Here is a 19,222-nt window from a genome sequence, read left to right on the forward strand (position 1 = left end):
GGCGCCCTGGGCTCGCCCATGGATTTCATCATCGCGAGGAGGCGGGCGCAAGGCAATGGCCCGAAGAGGCGGTCCCGTGATGCCCGGAGGCTTCAGGCCGCTCAGGCGGGATAGGTCGCGAACACCGTCTCGCGGCCCTTGCGATCGACGAGGATGACCTGGTAGCGGTCCTTGCGGTCTCCGTATTCCATGCCTGGCGAACCGACCGGCATGCCCGGCACGGCCAGCCCGACGGCCTGCGGTTTCGATGCCAGCAGCCGCTTGACGTCGGCGGCCGGGACATGCCCTTCGAGCGCGTAGCCTTCCACGATGCCCGTGTGGCACCCGGCCAGGCGGTCCGGCATGCCCAGGCGCTTGCGCACCGGCGCGGTGTCGTCGACCTCCGTGACGTCGACGGTGAAGCCGGCGGCCTTCAGGTGGTCGACCCATGCCGTGCAGCATCCGCAGCTCGGGTTCTTGTACACCTGGACCTTCGATGCCGCCTGGGCGGGGAGTGTCTGCAGCAGCGGCAGCGTGGCGAGCGCGCCGAGGAGGGAGCGTCGATTCATGGGACGGGAACCTTTCATTTGCATTTGGCGAGTGTGCCTTGATCCAGTGCAATGCGGCGCGATCCAGAGCTGGCAGACTGGCGGGATGACTTCTCACTTCGACCAGCTTCTCCAAGCCGCGCGCCAGCAGCGTGAACCGCAGCGCCTGTTGTTCGTCTTTGCCGACGCCGAGCTGCCCGACGATGCCGACGAGGCGCAGCGCGCCGGCTTCGAGGCCGGCCGCGGTGGTGCCCTGGCGCCGCGCGCCTGCGTGGAGAAAAGCGTTGCCGAGCTCAGTACCTTCGAGGCCCTGGCGCTCGAGTCGCGCCGCACCGGACTGCCCTGGCGCGTGGTGTTCGTGGCGGCGCTGGCCGGGACCCATGGCCAGCCGCCGTCGCAGGTCCGCATCGACAGCGCGCTGGAGGCCATGGTGGAGAACGTGCGCCGCGGTAGCTTCGGTGGCTATCTGGCGCTCGACACCCAGGGCCAGCCGGTTCAGTTCGACTGAGGCGGCAGTGCGATGTCCAGTTCGGTGACGTAAAGCCCGCTGCCTGGCCGCACCGGTGCCGGTCGGTGCGCCAGCACGGTGCCGAGGCTGACGAAGCACAGCGGCTCCTCCGTGGGGTCGAGCGCGAACAGTGCGCGCAGGCTGGCCGATGACAGCGCCTTGCCCGTGGTCAGTGCCGAGCCGTAGCCGAGCGCGGTCGCCATCAGCAGCATGTTCTGGATCGCGCAGCCGGCCGACAGCAGCCGCTCGGTGGCCGGGATGTCCTCTTCGGCGGGGCCCAGGCGGGCGATCGCCAGCATCAGCAACGGGGCGCGGAAGGCCTTCTCGCGTGCCTGCCCGCGTTGCTGCGGCGTGGCCGCAGCGTCGCGCTCGACCAGCGAGCGTTCGAACACGTCGGCCAGCCGCCCGCGCGAATCTGCCGGGACGATGACGAAGCGCCACGGCCTCAGCCGACCATGGTCGGGCGCCGAAGCGGCCGCCTCCAGGATCTGCCCGAGCTCGGCGGGGCCCGGCCCCGGCGCGCCGAGGCGCTTGGGCAGCACGGTGCGGCGCGCTTCCAGCAGAGCGGCCAGGTCATCCGGTGCCAGTGCGCTCATCCGCAGCTGCCCAGGTGGCCGCAGGAGGTGCAGTGGTCGCAGCCGTCCTTTCTGATCATGGCGCGCGCGCCGCATTCGGGGCACTTGGCGCCGGGCAACGGCGCCGGATCGCTTCCCGCGGCGGGCGGACCCGCCAATGCAGGGCCGCTGCGCCGCGCAATCAGCGACTGCACCGCGTAGGCGATGGCGGCGACTTCCGAGTCGTGCCACATCGGGACCTGCGTGCCATCGGCCTTGGCGTAGCTGCCCAGGCGAACCGGACCGCGGTCCCACGCCACCTTGCGCATGTCGGCCAACGCGCGGTCGAGGAAGCCTCCGCGCGCGGCCAGCGACAGCAGCCGCATGCTGGAGGTGATCCACTGCTGCGATTCGCCGCTCTGGCCGACCGGCATGAAGAACTCGATGGCCCGCTCCTGGCCACCCGCCACCGGCAGGAAGGAGACGATCAGGTAGAGCGTGTGACGCCCCTGCTGGGTCCAGTAGTCGACCTTCTCGGCCACCGCGGCGAGCTCGCCCTGCGGCCGGCTTTCGATCACCGCACGCATCGGGTCGACCGCTATCGGCTGCGATGTCGTATCGGCCTGCGGCGCCGGCGCGGCGTCCAGCACCGAGCCCAGGATGGCGTTGGGCCGGTAGGTCGCCAGGCCCTTGAGCCGTGCGCGCCAGGCCTGCAGGTAGAGCCCCTTGAAGTCGTCGTAGGGGAAGTCGGCCGGCACGTTCACCGTCTTCGAGATCGCGGTGTCGACGAAGGGCTGAACCGCCTCCATCATGGCCAGGTGGCCCTCGGCCGGCATGGCGAGCGCCGAGACGAAGTAATCCGGCAATTGCGCCACGTCGCCGCCGAGCGAACGGTAGAGCCGCCAGGCATGGTCCTCGACCTCGTATTCGCTCGTGCTGCCGTCGGCTTCGCGCTTCTTGCGCCGGTAGCTCCACGAGAAGGGCGGCTCGATGCCGTTGGAGGCGTTGTCGGCGAAGGCCAGGCTGACGGTGCCCGTCGGCGCGATCGACAGCAGGTGGCTGTTGCGGATGCCGTGCTGGCGGATGGCCGCCTGCTGCGCGGCGTCGAGCCGGCTGGCGAAGCCGCCCGGAGCGAGGTAGCCCTCGACATCGAGGGCCGGGAACGGGCCTTTCTCCTGCGCCAGTGCCACCGAGGCCGCGTAGGCGGTGTCGCGCATGCTGCGCGCGATGCGCACCGCCATGGCACGCCCTTCGGGCCGGTCGTAGCGCAGGCACAGCATCGCCAGCGTGTTGCCCAGGCCGGTGAAGCCGACGCCGATGCGCCGCTTGTCCATGGCCTCGGCACGCTGCTGCGGCAACGGCCAGAAGGTGAGGTCGAGCACGTTGTCGAGCGCGCGCACCTGCAGGGCGACCGACTGCTCGAACGCGGCGAAGTCGAACGCCGGTTCGCCGCCGATGCCGAAGGGCCGGCGCACGAAGCGCGTCAGCACGATCGGACCGAGGTCGCAGCAGCCGTAGGGCGGCAACGGCTGCTCGCCACAGGGATTGGTGGCCGCGATCGTCTCGCAATAGCGCAGGTTGTTGTCCTCGTTGATGCGGTCGAGGAACAGGATGCCGGGCTCGGCGAAATCGTAGGTCGAGCGCATCACCGTGTCCCACAGCGCGCGCGCGGCGACGCTGCGATAGACCCACAGGCCGTCGTCGCGGCGAAAGGCGCCCTCCGCCAGCTGGCCCTCGCCCGGGGGCGCGCGATGCACCAGCTGCCAGTCCTGTCCGGCGGCCAGCGCCTCCATGAAGGCGTCGGTCACGCCGACCGAGACGTTGAAGTTGTTCCAGCGCCCCGGCGAGCGCTTGGCCGTGATGAACTCCAGGACGTCCGGATGGTCGATGCGCAGCACGCCCATCTGCGCGCCGCGACGCGCACCCGCGCTCTCGACGGTGGCGCACGACTGGTCGAACACGTTGATGTAGCTGCAGGGGCCCGAGGCCATCGACGCGGTGCCCTTGACCTGTGCGCCGCGCGGGCGGATCCGCGAGAAGTCGTAGCCCACGCCGCCGCCACGCCGCATCGTCTCGGCCGCCTCGCGCAGGGCCTCGTAGATGCCGGGGCAGCCCTCGTCGTCCTGGCCCTGGATGCAGTCGCCGACGGGCTGGACGAAGCAGTTGATGAGCGTGGCCTGGATCGCGGTGCCGGCCGCGCTCATGATGCGGCCGGCACCGATGGCGCCGGCATGCAGGTTGTCGAGGAAGAGCGCCTCGTACTTCGCCTGTTGCGCCTGCGGCTCGACCGAAGCCAGCGCGCGAGCCACGCGGCGGTAGAGATCCTCCACGCTGCTCTCGCCGGCCTTGAGGTATTTCTCGCGCAGCACGTCGTCGCTGATGGGTTGGCCGGGCAGGGCGGGGGGATTCGCCGCCACGGTGCGCATGCCACGCGGCGCGCGCGGCAGCGCCGTGACGTTGTCGCCGACGAGAGTTTCAGTCTTCAATGATTTGTCCATCGTGTTCCACATAGGCCAGGTAGGGTCCGGTTCCGCTGTTGGAGGCTACGGACGCCGCCACGAAGCCGCCTTGTTGCGCATCAAAGACATGGACTTCTCCTTCCTCGATGACGTAATGCCAGCCGTGCAGGGTGAGTCGGCCGCGTTCGACCTGGCGGCGCACCATCGGGTAGTCCATCAGGCGCTCGAGTTGCAGCACGACGGCGCGTTGTTCGCTGCGCAGCAGGGCCTCCGGACCGGCCTGCACGGGCAGCAGCGCCTCGGTCGCCAGGCGCAACCATGCCTGCAGCGCGACGGCCTCCTCCGGCACGCCCTCGTAGGCCGCGCGGATGGCGCCGCAGTGACTGTGGCCGCAGACGATGATGCTCTCTACCTCCAGACTCAGCACCGCGAACTCGATCGCCGCCGTCGTACCGTGCAGCCCGTGCGAGCCGTCGTAGGGCGGTACGAAGGCGCCGACGTTGCGCACGATGAACAGCTCCCCGGGTCCCGCGCCGGTCAGCAGGTAGGGCACGAGACGCGAGTCCGAGCAGCCGATGAAAAGCGTCTTGGGATGCTGGCCGCCGGCCACCAGATCCTCGAAGCGTTGCTGGTGCAGCGGGAAGTAGTCCGACCTGAAACGGCGCAGCCGCAGCAGCAGTTCGTCGTCCGCAGGAGGAGGGGTCATTGCACCAGGGGCGTGTCCGTGGCGTCGAGCGCCACGCCCTCGACCTCGGCCTCGCCGGCCAGCACCTGCAGGCACTGGCGCAGCGCGGTCACCCAGGCCTGTTGCCGCAGCGCCAGGCGCACGGCGCCCTGGACCGCCGCGAAAGGCTGCGCCGTGCCGGCTTCGCGCGCGAGGACCTCGACCACATGCAGGCCGAAGCGGCTGTGGACCAGGCGCGGCAGCACGCCGACCTCCGCATGGCCGAACAGTTCGCGTGCGAATTCCGGTGCGCAGTCGGCGGCGACGAGCCAGTCGAGTTCGCCGCCGCGCTCGCCGCTCGGGCAGTTGGACAGCTCGCGCGCAGCCTTGCCGAAGCTGCCGTCGGCACTGCCGTCGTGGCAGCGCACGTCGAGCAGGCAGGCCTCGGCGCGATTGCGCAGCGCCACCACGTCCATGCCGGGGGTCACGGCAAACAGGATGTGGCGCGCCCGCACGCGTTCGCCCGTTCGATAGCGCGCGGCGTGCGCGGCATGGTGGCGCCGGCAGGCTTCCTCCGACGGCTCGGGCAGCTGCAGCTCGCGCTCCAGCCAGGCGTCGATGGCCTGCGACGCGGCTTCGCTGACCACGCCGTCGTCCGTGCGCGCGTCGGCCGCATCGAGCAGGCCGTCCCGCTGGGCCGCCTGGCGCAGAAGCTCGGTGCAGGCGCGCTGGCGCAGGGCGTCCGGACCCAGCGCTTCGGTGGCGAGGTTCAGCGGCACGCCGTTGATGCGCGCCACCACGGCGCAAGGTGCTGCAGATTCGATTTGCATGGCCGTCACCTGGTGAATCTCAGACGCCGGCGCCGGGCTGGCGCGGCTGGTTGTGGTCCGCCGGCAGGCTGAGGCGCCGGCTGCGCACCACCTGGTGCGGGCGGAACAGGAAGCCCACGGTGGCGAAGCCGCTCCACACGTGCACCAGACGGCTGAACGGGAACAGCAGGAAGATCGTCATGCCGAACACGATGTGGACCTGATACGGCCAGGGCAGCACGGCCAGTGCGGACGCATCCACCGGCCGCAGCGTGACGATGCGCTGCGCCCAGTCCGCCAGGATCATCATCGTGCTGCCGTCGGCGTGTTGCCACGAGAACGGGAGCGTGATCAGGCCGATCACCAGCTGCACCCACAGGATCAGCAGGATCGCGATGTCCGTGCGGTGGCTGGTCAGGCGGATGCGCGGATCGAACACGCGCCGGTACAGCAGCATCGACAGGCCGACGAAGCAGAATGCGCCTGCGATGCCGCCGGCCACCACGGCCAGCATCTGCTTGGTGCCGGCGCTGATGAAGATGCCGTACACCGAGTGCGGCGTGAACAGCCCGACCATGTGGCCGAAGAACAGGAACAGGATGCCGAAGTGGAACAGGTTGCTGCCCCAGCGCAGCAGGCCGGCGCGCAGCAGCTGCGACGAATCGCTTTTCCAGGTGTACTGGTTCTGGTCGAAGCGGATCAGGCTGCCGAGCAGGAACACGGCGAGGCAGACGTAGGGATAGACCTGGAAGAGGAAACCGTGGACGCCGTTCATGACGATGCTCCTTGTGGCATGTTGTTCTTGCGTACGATCCGTACCGGCTGCGCCTCGCCGGGCCGGGCCTGGCCCTTGGACGAGCAGCCGTCGAACACGATGGGTTCGGCCCAGCTGTCGTCGAGCGCCTCCTCGGCCGGCGGCTGGACCGGCCGGGCCTTCTCGCCCGCCAGCTCCAGCAGCGCGCCGAGCACGCTGGCATAGGCGCTCTCGCGGTGCTGCAGGGCGCCGAAGATGGCGTTGAAGATGTGCGTCATCTCGCCGAGGAAGGCGCGCGCCTCGCGCACCGGCTGGGTCGAGACGAACTCGAGCACCGCGGGAAGGTAGTCGGGCAGTTCGCCTTCGGCGAGAACCAGGCCGGCCTGCTCGTAGGTCTGGCCCAGGTCGATCATGGCCGGCCCGCGCTCGCGCGAGTCGCCGTGCACGTGCTCGAACAGGTGCAGCGAGGTGCCGCGCCCGCGGTCGAAGAGTTCGACGTAGTCGGATTCGGCGTCCAGCGGATCGGCGCCCAGCAGGGCGTCGATCAGAGCGGCGAGCTCATCGATGCGCGCCGGCGGCAGCGCGCCTTCGCTGCGCAGCAGCACGCGCATTTCCGGCAGGTGGGCGCGCATCGGCGCGTCGGGGTAGTCGAGCAGCGCGGCGAGCACGCGCAGGCTGGTCGACATGGGACGGGTGGCGTTCAGCGTGAACATGGTCAGATCTCCGCCCGGATCGGGATGGTGCGTTTCTTCTCGCTGCCGAACAGGCTGCCTTCGCTGCTGCCTTCGGAGCAGCCGTTGCCGAAGCTGAAGCCACAGCCGCCGCGCACGTTGAAGGTGTTCTCGGCGTATTCGCGGTGGGTGGTGGGGATCACGAAGCGGTCCTCGTAGTTGGCGATGGCCATCACGTGGTACATCTCCTCCACCTCGGCCTGGGTGATGCCGACCTGCTTGAGCACGGCCTCGTTGATCCGCCCGTCGACGTGCTTCTCGCGCTGGTAGGCGCGCATCGCCAGCATCCGTTCGAGCGAGCGCACGACGGGCGCGGTGTCGCCCGCCGTCAGCAGGTTCGCCAGGTAGCTGACCGGGATGCGCAGCTGGCTCACGTCCGGAATCTCGCCGTTGGCGCCGACGTGCCCGGCGTTGGCCGCGGCGCTGATGGGCGACAGCGGCGGCACGTACCAGACCATCGGCAGCGTGCGGTACTCGGGGTGCAGCGGCAGCGCCACTTTCCACTGCACCGCCATCTTGTAGACCGGGCTGTTGCGCGCGGCTTCCATCCACGCATCGGGGATGCCATCGATCCGCGCCTGGGCGATCACCTTCGGATCGTTCGGGTCGAGGAAGATGTCGAGCTGCGCCTGGTAGAGATCACGGTCGTGTTCGACGCTGGCGGCTTCCTGGATGCGGTCGGCGTCGTACAGCAGCACGCCGAGGTAGCGGATGCGCCCGACGCAGGTCTCGCTGCACACGGTCGGCTGGCCGGCCTCGATGCGTGGATAGCAGAAGATGCACTTCTCGGCCTTGCCGCTCTTCCAGTTGTAGTAGATCTTCTTGTAGGGGCAGCCCGAGACGCACATGCGCCAGCCGCGGCACTTGTCCTGGTCGATCAGCACGATGCCGTCTTCCTCGCGCTTGTAGATCGAGCCCGACGGGCACGAGGCCACGCACGCGGGGTTCAGGCAGTGCTCGCACAGGCGCGGCAGGTACATCATGAAGGTGTTCTCGAACTGGCCGAGCATGTCCTTCTGCATCTCCTCGAAGCCTTCGAGGTTCCTGTCCTTGCTGCGGTTGCTGAACTCGCCCCCGAGGATCTCCTCCCAGTTCGGACCCCAGACGATCTTGTCCATCTGCTTGCCGGTGATCAGGCTGCGCGGGCGCGCGGTCGGCGTGGCCTTCATCTCGGGCGCCGACTGCAGATGCCCGTAGTCGAAGGTGAAGGGCTCGTAGTAGTCGTCGATCTCGGGCAGGTTCGGGTTGGCGAAGATGCGCATCAGCAGCTTCCACTTCGCGCCCTGGCGCGGCTCGATCGTGCCGTTGGCCTTGCGCACCCAGCCACCGTTCCACTTGTCCTGGTTCTCCCATTCCTTCGGGTAGCCGATGCCGGGCTTGGTCTCGACGTTGTTGAACCAGGCGTACTCCATGCCCGGACGGCTGGTCCAGACGTTCTTGCAGGTGACCGAGCAGGTGTGGCAGCCGATGCACTTGTCGAGGTTGAGCACCATGCCGATCTGGGCGCGGATCTTCATGCGACTTCTCCTTGTGCCTGGACCTTGGCGATGAGTTCGTCGGCGACGGGGGTGTCCAGCCAGTCGACCTTGTTCATCTTGCGGACCACGACGAACTCGTCGCGGTTGGTGCCGATGGTTCCGTAGTAGTTGAAGCCGTAGCTGAACTGCGCGTAGCCGCCGATCATGTGGGTCGGCTTGAGCACGATGCGCGTCACCGAGTTGTGAATGCCGCCTCGCGCGCCGGTGATCTCGGAGCCCGGCGTGTTCACGATCTTCTCCTGGGCGTGGTACATCATCACCATGCCGGGCTTGACGCGCTGGCTCACCACCGCGCGCGCCGCGATGGCGCCGTTGAGGTTGAACAGCTCGATCCAGTCGTTGTCCACGATGCCCGCGCGCTTGGCATCGTCCTCGCTCAGCCACACGCAGGGGCCGCCGCGGCTGAGCGTCAGCATCAGCAGGTTGTCGGTGTAGGTCGAGTGAATGCCCCACTTCTGGTGCGGCGTGATGAAGTTCAACGCGATCTCGGTGTTGCCGTTGGGCTTGATGCCCTGGATGCCCGAGGTAGTCTTCAGGTCGACCGGCGGGCGGTAGCTGGTGAAGCCCTCGCCGAAGGCGATCATCCACGGGTGGTCCATGTAGAACTGCTGGCGCCCGGTCAGCGTGCGCCAGGGAATCATCTCGTGCACGTTGGTGTAGCCGGCGTTGTACGAGACGGTCTCGCTCTCGATGCCGCTCCAGGTCGGCGAGCTGATGATCTTGCGCGGCTGGGCCTGGATGTCGCGGAAGCGGATCTTCTCGTCCTCGCGGTGGATCGCCAGGTGGGTGTGGTCCAGTCCGGTCTGCTTGCCCAGGGCTTGCCAGGCCTTGACCGCCACATGGCCGTTGGTCTCGGGCGCGAGCTGCAGGATCGTCTCGCAGGCATCGATGTCGGTCTCGATCCGCGGCATGCCGCAGGTCACGCCCTCGGCGCTGACCAGGCCGCTCAGCTCGCCGAGCTGCTTCACCTCGGTCTGGGTGTTCCAGGCGATGCCCTTGCCGCCGTTGCCGACCTTGTTCATCAGCGGGCCGAGCGCGGTGAACCGCTTGTAGGTGTTCGGATAGTCGCGCTCGACGACCAGCATGTTCGGCGCGGTCTTGCCGGGAATCAGCTCGCACTCGCCGCGCTTCCAGTCCTTGACGTCGAAGGGCTGCGCCAGCTCCGACGGGCTGTCGTGCATCAGTGGCGACAGCACCAGCTCGCGTTCGACGCCCAGGTGGCCGACGCAGAGCTCGCTGAATTTCTTCGCGAAGCCCTTGTAGATGTCCCAGTCGCTGCGCGATTGCCAGGCCGGGTCGACCGCGGTCGACAGCGGGTGGATGAAGGGGTGCATATCGCTGGTGTTGAGGTCGTTCTTCTCATACCAGGTGGCCGTGGGCAGCACGATGTCGCTGTACAGGCAGGTGGTGCTCATGCGGAAGTCGAGCGTGACCAGCAGGTCGAGCTTGCCTTCGGGCGCCTTGTCGTGCCATGCCACTTCGGTGGGCTTGGCCTCTTCCGCCCCCAGGTCCTTGCCCTGCACGCCGTTGCTCGTGCCCAGCAGGTGCTTGAGGAAGTACTCGTGGCCCTTGCCGCTGGAGCCCAGGATGTTGGAGCGCCACACGAACATGTTGCGCGGCCAGTTGTCCGGATGGTCGGGGTCGGTGCAGCTCAGCTGGAGGCTGCCGTCCTTCAATCCCCGCACGGCGTAGTCCTTGGGGTCCATGCCCGCGGCGGCGGCGTCGCGCACCACCCGCATGGGATGGGTCTGCAGCTGGGGCGCCGACGGCAGCCAGCCCATGCGCTCGGCGCGCACGTTGTAGTCGATCATGCTGCCGCCGTAGAGCTTCTTGTCGGCCAGCGGCGAGAGCACCTCTTCCATGCCCAGCTTCTCGTAGCGCCACTGGTCGGTGTGGGCGTAGAAGAAGCTGGTGCTGTTCATCTGCCGCGGCGGGCGCACCCAGTCGAGCGCGAAGGCCAGCGGCGTCCAGCCGGTCTGCGGGCGCAGCTTCTCCTGGCCCACGTAGTGCGCCCAGCCGCCGCCGGACTGGCCGATGCAGCCGCACAGCATCAGCATGTTGATGACGCCGCGGTAGTTCATGTCGCTGTGGTACCAGTGGTTCATCGCGGCGCCGATGATCACCATCGACTTGCCCTGCGTCTTGTGCGCGTTCTCGGCGAACTGCTGGGCCACCGCGATCAGCTGCGCGCGCGGCGTGCCGGTGATGCGCTCCTGCCAGGCCGGCGTGTAGGGCGTGTCGTCATCGAAGTCCTTCGCGGCCATCTCGCCGGCCAGGCCGCGGGCCACGCCGTAGTTCGCCACCTGCAGATCGAACACGGTCGCGACCAGCGCCTCGCGGGCTTCACCGGCCTTGCCCAGCGAAATGCGCCGGACCGGGACCGTGCGCACCAGCACATCCGTCTGCACGTTGTTCGGGAAGTTCTCGCTCGCGATGCCGCCGAAGTACGGAAAGCCGACCTTGGCCGTCTCGCCGCTCGGTGCGTCGCCCTCGAGCACCGAGAGCTGCAGCCGCACTTCCTGGCCGTGGCGCGCCTCCTTGGCTTGCAGGTTCCACTGGCCTTCGTCGGCGCGCCCATCCGGGCCCCAGCGGAAGCCGATCGCCCCGTTCGGCAGCACCACCCGCCCAGCCTCGTCGAAGGCCACGGTCTTCCATTCGGGGTTGTTGGCCTGGCCCAGGTTTCCGTTGAAGTCGGAGGCCCGCAGGTAGCGGTCGGGCACGGTGACGACCTCGCCGCTGGGCAGCGTGTGCTCCTTGAGCATGACCAGCATCGGCATGTCGGTGAAGCGGCGCACGTACTCGTCGAAGTAGGCGCTGCGCTCGCCGCGGTCGGGAAAGTAGAACTCCTTCAGGATCACGTGGCCCATCGCCATCGCGACGGCGGCATCGGTGCCCTGCTTCGGGTTCATCCAGATGTCGGCCAGCTTGGCGACCTCGGAATAGTCGGGCGTCACCGCCACCGTCTTGGTGCCCTTGTAGCGGACCTCGGTGAAGAAGTGGGCATCGGGCGTGCGCGTCTGCGGCACGTTGGAGCCCCAGGCGATGATGAAAGTGGAGTTGAACCAGTCGGCCGATTCCGGCACGTCGGTCTGCTCGCCCCAGACCTGCGGGCTGCTCGGCGGCAGGTCGCAGTACCAGTCGTAGAAGCTCATGCAGACGCCGCCGATCAGGCTCAGGTAGCGGCTGCCCGCCGCATAGCTGACCATCGACATCGCCGGGATCGGCGAGAAGCCGATGATGCGGTCGGGGCCGTGCTTCTTGATCGTGTGGACGTTGGCCGCCGCGACGATCTCGTTGACCTCGTCCCAGCTCGAGCGCACGAAGCCGCCGAGCCCGCGGATCTGCTGGTAGTCGCGCCGCTTCGCGTCGTCCTCGACGATGCTGGCCCAGGCGGCCACCGGCTCGTGCGACAGGCGCGCCTCGCGCCAGCTCTTGAGCAACCGGCCGCGCACCATCGGGTACTTGACCCGGTTGGCGCTGTAGAGATACCAGCTGTAGCTGGCGCCGCGCGCGCAGCCGCGCGGCTCGTGGTTGGGCATGTCCCAGCGGGTGCGCGGATAGTCGGTCTGCTGGGTCTCCCAGGTCACGATGCCGCCCTTGACGTAGATCTTCCAGGAGCAGGACCCGGTGCAGTTCACGCCGTGCGTGCTGCGCACGATCTTGTCATGCGCCCAGCGGTTGCGGTAGGCGTCCTCCCAGGTGCGGTCTTCGGCGTTGGTCACGCCGTGGGCGCCCGAGAACGCCTCGCGTGGCCTCGAGAAATAGGTCAGTCGATCCAGAAAATGGCTCATGGAGAGTCTCCGTAAATTCGCGGGTGGGTGTGCGGCTCAGGGGTTCTTCACATACGCGTTCTTGCGCAGGTAGAACCACCAGTTGAGAACCAGGCACAGCGCATAGAACACGGCAAAGCCGTACATGGCGTATTGCGGCGTGGCGGCCTTGATCTGAGCGCCGATGACCACCGGCGCGATGAAGGCGCCGTACGCGGCCACCGCCGAGGTCCAGCCCAGCACCGGGCCGGCTTGCTGGCGGTCGAAGATCACGCCGATGGTGCGGAAGGTGCTGCCGTTGCCGATGCCGCTGGCGGTGAACAGCAGCACGAAGAGCGCCATGAACGGCAGGAAGTACTGCTCGGGCGTGGCCGACTGGTAGGCCAGCAGCATCACGTAGCCCACCGCCACCGACGCCACCACCATCACCGCGGAGATGATCTGCGTGACGACCGAGCCGCCGAAGCGGTCGGAGATCCAGCCGCCGATCGGGCGCACGCCGGCGCCGACGAAGGGGCCGATCCAGGCGTAGGTGAGCGCCGAGGGCGCGTTCGGGTTCTTCAGCGTGTGCTGCAGCACACCGGCCGCATCGGGCACGTGGCTGATGCCGAAGATCACCGTGATGGCCAGCGGCAGCGCCATCGAGAAGCCGATGAAGGAGCCGAAGGTGACCATGTAGAGCAGCGTGAGCGCCCAGGTGTGCCTGTTCCTGAAGATGGCGAACTGCGCGGCGATGTTGTCCTTCATGGTGCCGAAGGCCGTGAGCTTCATCACGCCCAGGGTGCCGACGATGATCAGCGGCATCGCCACCCACATGTTCAGCAGCCCCAGGCCGGTCGGCGCGGGCAGGTACAGGTACAGGCCCAGGCCTGCGGGCAGGAACGACAGCGTGTAGAGCCAGATGATCTTGAGGAACGCCGCGATCGTGCCCCCGGTGTTCGGCGACACGTTCTTGAGGTTGTTCATCCCGAACCAGCACAGCGCCGACAGCGGCACCAGGGACAGCAGCCAGGCGAAGCCTGCGTTCTGGATGTAGGTCGGCGTGCCGGCCAGGATCTTCCCGAGGATCCAGCCGCTGTCCTTCACCAGCGTCATGGGCTCGCCGCCGAAGCTGCCGAACAGGCCCACCGTCATCACCAGCGGGATGACGATCTGCATCGTGGTGACGCCGAAATTGCCGAGACCGGCGTTCAGGCCGAGCGCGGTGCCCTGCAGGCGCTTGGGGAAGAAGGTGCTGATGTTGGACATCGAGCTGGCGAAGTTGCCGCCGCCCACGCCCGACCACAGCGCCATCAACTGGAAGGACCACAGCGGCCAGTCCTTGTGCTGCAGCACGATGCCGGTCCCGAGTGCCGGGGCCAGCAGCATCGCGGTGGTCAGGAAGATCGTGTTGCGGCCACCGGCCAGGCGGATCAGGAACGAGGCCGGGATGCGCATCGTGGCGCCGGCCAGGCCTGCGATGGCCGTGAGCGAGAACAGCTCGGCCTGGCTGAACGGAAAGCCCAGGTTCAGCATCTGCACCGTGATGATTCCCCACATGCCCCAGATCGCGAAGCCGCACAGCAGGGCGGGCACCGAGATCCACAGGTTGCGGTAGGCGATCCGCCTGCCGGAGGATTCCCAGAACGCCTCGTCTTCAGGGCGCCAGTCGGCGATGTCGGCGCCGCTGGCGGATGCGGGTGCGGGAGATGCCGCTCGAATGGATTCGGTCATGTCAGTCCTTGCAGGGTCGGATGTCTGGCTAGCCACCGAGGTTGAACGCGGGGGCGTTGCGGCCCATGACTTCGGTGCGGCGCACTTCGGTCCAGTACATCCAGATGAGCGACACCCAGACCACGCCGTACATGAGCATGAAAGCGCTGGAGCGGATGCCGGTGAGGTCCATCAGCACGCCGAACAGGATCGGCAGCACGAAGCCGCCCATGCCGCCGGCCAGGCCGACGATGCCGCTGACGGTGCCGATGTTTTCGGGGTAGTCGTCGCTGATGTACTTGAAGACGCTGGCCTTGCCGAATGCGAAGGCGATGCCCAGCAGGAACATCAGGGCGGTGAAGGCATAGACGTTCAGCCCGAGGTGGAAGCTCCTGGGGCCATTGACGGTGAGCACCGTGAAGTCGGTCTGCGGGTACGACAGCAGGAACAGGCAGATCCAGCTGACCCACAGCACCCACCAGGTCACGCTGTGCGCGCCGTACTTGTCGGACAGCCAGCCGCCGCCGGCGCGCAGCACGCCGCCGGGAAGCGAGAAGCAGGCGGCCAGCAAGGCGGCGGCGCGAATGTCCAGGCCGAACTCGCCGACGTAGTACTGCACCATCCACAGCGACAGCGCGACGTAGCCGCCGAACACGATGCTGTAGTACTGGCAGTACTTCAGCACCTTCGGCTCCTTCAGCATCTTCAGCTGGTCGGCGAACTTCGTGTTGGAGGGCACCCGATGCGCCGGGTCGCTGGCGCTGAACATCCAGAACAGCACCAGGGTGCCCAGCATGATGGCCGCGTAGGCCATCGGAACCATGGTCCAGCCGAAGGCCACCATGAGCGCCGGTGCGACGAACTTGTTGACGGCAGCGCCTGAGTTGCCCGCACCGTACACGCCCATCGCGAAGCCCTGGCGGTTGCGAGGAAACCAGCGCGCGACATAGGGCGTGCCCACCGAGAAGGAGCCGCCGGCCAGGCCGACGAACAGGCCGATGACCAGGAAGTGCCAATACTCGGTGGCGTAGCTCATCAGCCAGATGGCCGGCACGGTGACCGCCATCAGCACGGCCATCACGATGCGGCCGCCGTATCTGTCGGTCCAGATGCCCAGCGGCACGCGGATCAGCGAGCCCGTGAGCACCGGCATGGCCGTCAGCAGGCCGAACTCGGTGGCGTTCAGGCCCAGCATCTTCTTGATCGGGATGCCGATCACGCCGAACATCATCCACACCATGAAACACACGGTGAAGGCCAGCGTGCTGACCAGCAGCACCGCGAGTCCTTGGCTCTTTTTCGTCATCCTGCAGTCCGCTCATCAGTCATGAACCGACTGTAGGAATTCGGTGCCCGTCGCGGAATCCTTCGGGAGGAGGGCCGGCCGACGGCAGAGGAACGATGGGCGCGCGGCCGGCATCGTCCTGAAGAACTACGCGCGCGAAAAAAGAGCGCGCGCTTGCGCTGGATCAACCCAGGTTGTGCTCGCTTGCGATCACGGCGGCGTGCACCCGCGAGCTCACGCCGAGCTTGCGCAGGATGTGCTGCACGTGGATCTTCACCGTGGTCTCGGCGATGCCGAGCGATCGCGCGATCTCCTTGTTGGCCCCGCCGCGGGCGATGCCCTGGAGAATTTCCTGCTCGCGCGGAGACAGCAGGTCGAGCCTGGAGCCCGCCGCGGCCGGCGGTTCGGGCGGCTGCGCAGCGGGTGCCGCCGCGTCGCGGTAGGCGGCCACCAGCTTGCCCGTCATCTCCTCGGAGACCACGCTCTCGCCGCGCACGGCGCGCCGGATCGCCTTCGACAGCGCATCCCCCTCGATGGTCTTGAGCAGGTAGCCGCAGGCGCCGCCGCGCAGTGCGGCCGAGAGGTCGCGCTCGTCTTCGCTGACCGTCAGCATCAGCACGCGCGCGGCTGGAGCCACCTCGTGCAGCGCCGGCAGGGCGTCGACGCCATGGACGCCCGGCAGATGGTTGTCGAGCAGGATCACGTCGGGCTGCAGGTCCCCGGCGCGGCGCTGGGCTTCGCCGGCATCGCCGGCGTCGCCGACCACCTCGAACTGCGGATCGCGCTGCAGCAGGGCCGTCAGGCCGCGCCGGAACAGCGTGTGGTCGTCGACCACGAGGATGCGGATGCGGGGGGTGGAATCGGTCATGGCAGGGCGGCAGCGAATGGTGGGGTGGAGGGCAACGCAGGCGGAGTCTCCGGTGTCGCGGGACGAAGCGCCGGAAGAGTCAGGATGACGGACGTGCCGGAATGCGGCGTCGATCGCACCTCGAGTGCGGCATCCAGCCGCGCGGCGCGCTCGGCCATGATGTCGAGCCCGACGTGGGTTTCGTCCAGCCGGCCGGCAGGGCGGTCGAAGCCGACGCCGTCGTCGCGCACCTCGAAGCGCCAGCGCGGCTGCTGCTGCACGTCCAGCCAGACCCGCGTCGCGCCCGCATGCTTGCGCACGTTCGAGAGCGCTTCCTGCACGATGTGCAGCACCTGGATCTGGATGTCGGGCGCCAGCGGCATGCCATGGCCCTGCATCCGCAGCGTCGCCTGGACGCCGGTCTGGTGCTCGAACTTGCGCAGGGTCGTGAGCAGCGCGGGTTCGATGTCCTCGTCATTGGCCCGCGTGCGGAAGTGGAGCAGCAGTTCGCGCACGTCGCCGTAGCTCTCGCGCACGCCGAGGCCGATCTCCCCGAGCACGTGCTGGGCCTGGGCGGCGTTGCCCGCGTCGAGCGCATCCTGCATGAGCTGAACCTGGATCTTCAGGAACGCCAGCGACTGGGCGATGGAGTCGTGCAATTCGGACGCCAGCAGGCTGCGCTCCTGCGAGACGGCTTCCTCGCGCTCCAATGCGCTGAGGCGCAAGCTCTCCATGGCGCCGGCCAGATGCACCGTCATGGCTTCCAGCAGCGATCGCTCGGCATCGGTGATGCCGACTTGCGCGTGGAAGAACAGGTCCACCTCGCCCATCAGGCGATCGTGCAGCCGGATCGGGATCGACACCACGGTCTCGAAGCCGGCCTGCGCGCAGTTGCGCATGCGCGCCGGTTGCATCGACCGGATCGGGATCACCCGCGCGCCGTGCGGTGCCTGCGGTGAGCCGCAGTGGCAGTCCCCGGCCATCAGGCAGTGCTCCGCCTCGACCATCGATTCGGGCAGGCCTTGAGAGGAAAGCATCAGGTAGCGCCGGTTGGTCTGGTCCGACCAGCGCAGCGCGACCCCGTCGGCGTGCGCGATGCCGGCGATGCTGCGGGTGAAGCCCTGCGCCAGCGCCTCGAGCGTGGTGGCCTGGCTCGCCAGCTTGGTAACCTCGTACAGGCTCTCGAGCCGGCCGCGTTTCTCCTCGAGTTCGGCAGTCTTCTCGCGCACCCGGGCTTCCAGGTTGCGGTACATCGCCTGCAACTGGCTCGCCATGCTGTTGAAGCCCTCGGCCAGGGTGCCGAATTCGTCGTGGGTCTCGCATTCGACGCGCGCGTCCAGGTTGCCGGCCTGCACGCTGCAGATCGCCCGGTAGAGCAGGCCGACCGGTTCCAGCACGAACAGGTAGCCGGTGAACAGGAGCGCCGCGGTGCCGACCAGCGCCAGCCCCATCATGGCGATCTGCAGCAGATACATCAGCGCGCTCCAGCGCGCCATGTGCGCCTCGATGCCCCGTACGAACACGTCGATGTGGCGCACGAACACCGAGGCCGCGTCGGCGTCCGCCGCGACGGATGCGGGGGCCTGCGGCTCGTGCGGCGCCGCGAGCCGCTCGCGCAACGCCGCCCATTCCTGCTCGACCACGGCGAAGCTGCTGCGCACGCCCGCATCCCAGGGCACGAACAAGGGCCGCTCGGGGTCGCCGTCGCGCAGCAGTTGCACGCTGCGTTCGAATTCCGCCACCTGCCGCGGCAGGTCTTGCGTCTGTCCGGTGCCAGCCGCCAGCAGCATGCGGTAGGTCTGCATGCGCATGCGGCCCGCTTCGTTGACGGCCGCGGCGCCGCCTTCGAGCTGCACCGACATCCAGACCAGCGCGGCGATGGCGCCCAGCGACAACGCGAGGAACGGCGCGGCCACCAGCATCAGCTTGAGGCCGAGCGGCCAGCGTCGCCAGCGTGGAATTTTCGGCGCCATGCGATGCATCATGCGGCGAAACGGCAGGGCGCCACGCGGCGCGGCGCACGGCGGCGGGGAGACGAGCGCGAAGTGAATGACATGGTGTGAGCTCGCGGGGGAGGACGCGGCGTTGGCGCCGCGCGTTCAGCGTTCACGGTAGCAGTCGCCGCGAACGTCTTGTTGATGCATCGCAAGCGAATGCCGATTCGATGCGAAATTCGATCGAACGAACACCCTCGGCCTCGCCGGCCTCTGGTGGCCTTGGAAGAACCTGCAGGCGCCGGCCCGGGAGGCCGGCTTCGCGATGCCGACCATCCACGCGGCCAACCATCCGAAAGACCCGCAGTTCGCGTGGGTCTTTTGACTTTGGCAACCCGGAAATTTCCTGCAAAATAGCACGACCGTTCGTTTTATTCCAATTCCCCCGATGCCCGACACCGCCGCTCCTGCCAAGCCCGTCCGCGCGCCCGCGAAAGGCCAGCAGACCAAGGCCGTCATCATTGACGCAGCCCTGAACCTGGCCGCCCAGATCGGCCTCGAAGGCCTGTCGATCGGCGCGCTGGCCGACGTCACCCAGATGAGCAAGTCGGGCGTCTTCGCCCATTTCGGCTCGCGCGAAGAGTTGCAGATCTCCGTGATCCGCGAGTACCACGCGCGCTTCGAGCAGGAAGTCTTCTACCCGGCGCTCAAGGCCGCGCGCGGCCTGCCGCGCCTGCGCGCGATGTTCGCCAACTGGATGAAGCGCACCTCGACCGAGATCGATTCGGGCTGCATCTACATCAGCGGCGCCGTCGAATTCGACGACCGCACCGGCCCCGTGCGCGACGCGCTGGCCGACTCGGTCAAGACCTGGCTGGCGGCGATGTACCGCGCCGTGGTGCAGGCCAAGGCCGAAGGCCATCTGCGCGAGGATGCCGACGAGAAGCAGATCGCGTTCGAGATCCACGCGCTGATCCTGGCGCTGCACTACGAGGCCCGCTTCCTGCGCTCGCCCGACTCGCTGGCTCGCGCCAATGTGGGCTTCGACAACATCCTGCGCCGCAGCGGCGCGACCGACATGCAGCCCGCCGCCGGCAGCCCGGCGCCACGGCGGCTCAAGGCCGCGCGCTGAACGCGCACGGCTCGATTC

The 19,222-nt window shown here is 68.1% G+C and carries 15 protein-coding genes; 2 read left to right on the plus strand and 13 right to left on the minus strand.

Annotation, left to right across the window (positions count from 1 at the left end):
* Positions 1 to 101: 101 nt before the first annotated feature.
* The gene (locus tag AC1DYK_RS14985; protein WP_478167054.1) at positions 102 to 548 is read right to left on the minus strand and encodes a DUF411 domain-containing protein; all 447 of its coding nucleotides are present in this window, start codon (positions 546 to 548) and stop codon (positions 102 to 104) included.
* 85 nt (positions 549 to 633) lie between these two features.
* Between AC1DYK_RS14985 and AC1DYK_RS14990 the strand changes: the two genes are divergently transcribed.
* On the plus strand, positions 634 to 1,035 hold the full coding sequence (locus tag AC1DYK_RS14990) for a ribonucleotide reductase subunit alpha (protein WP_478167055.1): 402 nt from the start codon (positions 634 to 636) through the stop codon (positions 1,033 to 1,035).
* Here the strand turns inward: AC1DYK_RS14990 and AC1DYK_RS14995 are convergent.
* The 12 genes from AC1DYK_RS14995 to AC1DYK_RS15050 all read right to left on the minus strand — a co-directional run bounded on the left by AC1DYK_RS14995 (position 1,023) and on the right by AC1DYK_RS15050 (position 18,111).
* A complete protein-coding gene (locus tag AC1DYK_RS14995) occupies positions 1,023 to 1,631 on the minus strand; it encodes a nitroreductase family protein (protein ID WP_478167056.1) in 609 nt (202 codons plus the stop codon). The two genes, AC1DYK_RS14990 and AC1DYK_RS14995, sit on opposite strands and share 13 nt — an antisense overlap.
* Entirely contained in the window at positions 1,628 to 4,015 is a 2,388-nt protein-coding gene (locus AC1DYK_RS15000; protein WP_478167085.1) for an adenosylcobalamin-dependent ribonucleoside-diphosphate reductase, read from the minus strand. Before AC1DYK_RS15000 ends, AC1DYK_RS14995 begins: the two co-directional genes overlap by 4 nt.
* A gap of 49 nt (positions 4,016 to 4,064) precedes the next feature.
* Positions 4,065 to 4,754, minus strand: a complete 690-nt coding sequence (locus tag AC1DYK_RS15005) for a carbonic anhydrase (RefSeq protein ID WP_478167057.1) — start codon at positions 4,752 to 4,754, stop codon at positions 4,065 to 4,067.
* The gene (locus AC1DYK_RS15010) at positions 4,751 to 5,542 is read right to left on the minus strand and encodes a peptidylprolyl isomerase (protein WP_478167058.1); all 792 of its coding nucleotides are present in this window, start codon (positions 5,540 to 5,542) and stop codon (positions 4,751 to 4,753) included. The genes AC1DYK_RS15005 and AC1DYK_RS15010 overlap by 4 nt, the downstream gene beginning before the upstream one ends.
* 19 nt (positions 5,543 to 5,561) lie before the next feature.
* Entirely contained in the window at positions 5,562 to 6,296 is a 735-nt protein-coding gene (gene narI / locus AC1DYK_RS15015; protein ID WP_478167059.1) for a respiratory nitrate reductase subunit gamma, read from the minus strand.
* The gene (narJ, locus tag AC1DYK_RS15020; RefSeq protein WP_478167060.1) at positions 6,293 to 6,988 is read right to left on the minus strand and encodes a nitrate reductase molybdenum cofactor assembly chaperone; all 696 of its coding nucleotides are present in this window, start codon (positions 6,986 to 6,988) and stop codon (positions 6,293 to 6,295) included. The genes narI and narJ overlap by 4 nt, the downstream gene beginning before the upstream one ends.
* A 2-nt stretch (positions 6,989 to 6,990) precedes the next feature.
* A complete protein-coding gene (gene narH, locus AC1DYK_RS15025) occupies positions 6,991 to 8,523 on the minus strand; it encodes a nitrate reductase subunit beta (RefSeq protein ID WP_478167061.1) in 1,533 nt (510 codons plus the stop codon).
* Positions 8,520 to 12,335, minus strand: a complete 3,816-nt coding sequence (locus tag AC1DYK_RS15030; RefSeq protein ID WP_478167062.1) for a nitrate reductase subunit alpha — start codon at positions 12,333 to 12,335, stop codon at positions 8,520 to 8,522. The genes narH and AC1DYK_RS15030 overlap by 4 nt, the downstream gene beginning before the upstream one ends.
* A 36-nt stretch (positions 12,336 to 12,371) precedes the next feature.
* Positions 12,372 to 14,027 carry an MFS transporter gene (locus tag AC1DYK_RS15035; protein WP_478167063.1) on the minus strand — a complete coding sequence of 552 codons (1,656 nt, stop codon included), beginning with the start codon at positions 14,025 to 14,027 and terminating at the stop codon, positions 12,372 to 12,374.
* A gap of 28 nt (positions 14,028 to 14,055) precedes the next feature.
* Positions 14,056 to 15,312, minus strand: a complete 1,257-nt coding sequence (locus AC1DYK_RS15040; RefSeq protein WP_478158122.1) for an MFS transporter — start codon at positions 15,310 to 15,312, stop codon at positions 14,056 to 14,058.
* Positions 15,313 to 15,475: 163 nt separating this feature from the next.
* Positions 15,476 to 16,159: a response regulator gene (locus tag AC1DYK_RS15045; protein ID WP_478167064.1), complete on the minus strand. Its 684-nt coding sequence runs from the start codon at positions 16,157 to 16,159 to the stop codon at positions 15,476 to 15,478.
* Positions 16,156 to 18,111 carry a type IV pili methyl-accepting chemotaxis transducer N-terminal domain-containing protein gene (locus tag AC1DYK_RS15050; RefSeq protein ID WP_478167065.1) on the minus strand — a complete coding sequence of 652 codons (1,956 nt, stop codon included), beginning with the start codon at positions 18,109 to 18,111 and terminating at the stop codon, positions 16,156 to 16,158. Before AC1DYK_RS15050 ends, AC1DYK_RS15045 begins: the two co-directional genes overlap by 4 nt.
* Before the next feature lie 409 nt (positions 18,112 to 18,520).
* Here AC1DYK_RS15050 and AC1DYK_RS15055 point away from each other — a divergent pair, with 409 nt between their 5' ends.
* Entirely contained in the window at positions 18,521 to 19,204 is a 684-nt protein-coding gene (locus tag AC1DYK_RS15055; protein ID WP_478086665.1) for a TetR/AcrR family transcriptional regulator, read from the plus strand.
* The last annotated feature ends 18 nt before the right edge of the window (positions 19,205 to 19,222 follow it).

It is taken from the genome of Variovorax sp. P2_H12, assembly GCF_056403395.1.

Coding starts and splice junctions, on each gene's coding strand:
- AC1DYK_RS14985 (WP_478167054.1), bottom strand. CDS start 548: ATGAATCGACGCTCCCTCCTCGGCGCGCTCGCCACGCTGCCGCTGCTG.
- AC1DYK_RS14990 (WP_478167055.1), top strand. CDS start 634: ATGACTTCTCACTTCGACCAGCTTCTCCAAGCCGCGCGCCAGCAGCGT.
- AC1DYK_RS14995 (WP_478167056.1), bottom strand. CDS start 1,631: ATGAGCGCACTGGCACCGGATGACCTGGCCGCTCTGCTGGAAGCGCGC.
- AC1DYK_RS15000 (WP_478167085.1), bottom strand. CDS start 4,015: ATGCGCACCGTGGCGGCGAATCCCCCCGCCCTGCCCGGCCAACCCATC.
- AC1DYK_RS15005 (WP_478167057.1), bottom strand. CDS start 4,754: ATGACCCCTCCTCCTGCGGACGACGAACTGCTGCTGCGGCTGCGCCGT.
- AC1DYK_RS15010 (WP_478167058.1), bottom strand. CDS start 5,542: ATGCAAATCGAATCTGCAGCACCTTGCGCCGTGGTGGCGCGCATCAAC.
- narI (WP_478167059.1), bottom strand. CDS start 6,296: ATGAACGGCGTCCACGGTTTCCTCTTCCAGGTCTATCCCTACGTCTGC.
- narJ (WP_478167060.1), bottom strand. CDS start 6,988: ATGTTCACGCTGAACGCCACCCGTCCCATGTCGACCAGCCTGCGCGTG.
- narH (WP_478167061.1), bottom strand. CDS start 8,523: ATGAAGATCCGCGCCCAGATCGGCATGGTGCTCAACCTCGACAAGTGC.
- AC1DYK_RS15030 (WP_478167062.1), bottom strand. CDS start 12,335: ATGAGCCATTTTCTGGATCGACTGACCTATTTCTCGAGGCCACGCGAG.
- AC1DYK_RS15035 (WP_478167063.1), bottom strand. CDS start 14,027: ATGACCGAATCCATTCGAGCGGCATCTCCCGCACCCGCATCCGCCAGC.
- AC1DYK_RS15040 (WP_478158122.1), bottom strand. CDS start 15,312: ATGACGAAAAAGAGCCAAGGACTCGCGGTGCTGCTGGTCAGCACGCTG.
- AC1DYK_RS15045 (WP_478167064.1), bottom strand. CDS start 16,159: ATGACCGATTCCACCCCCCGCATCCGCATCCTCGTGGTCGACGACCAC.
- AC1DYK_RS15050 (WP_478167065.1), bottom strand. CDS start 18,111: ATGGCGCCGAAAATTCCACGCTGGCGACGCTGGCCGCTCGGCCTCAAG.
- AC1DYK_RS15055 (WP_478086665.1), top strand. CDS start 18,521: ATGCCCGACACCGCCGCTCCTGCCAAGCCCGTCCGCGCGCCCGCGAAA.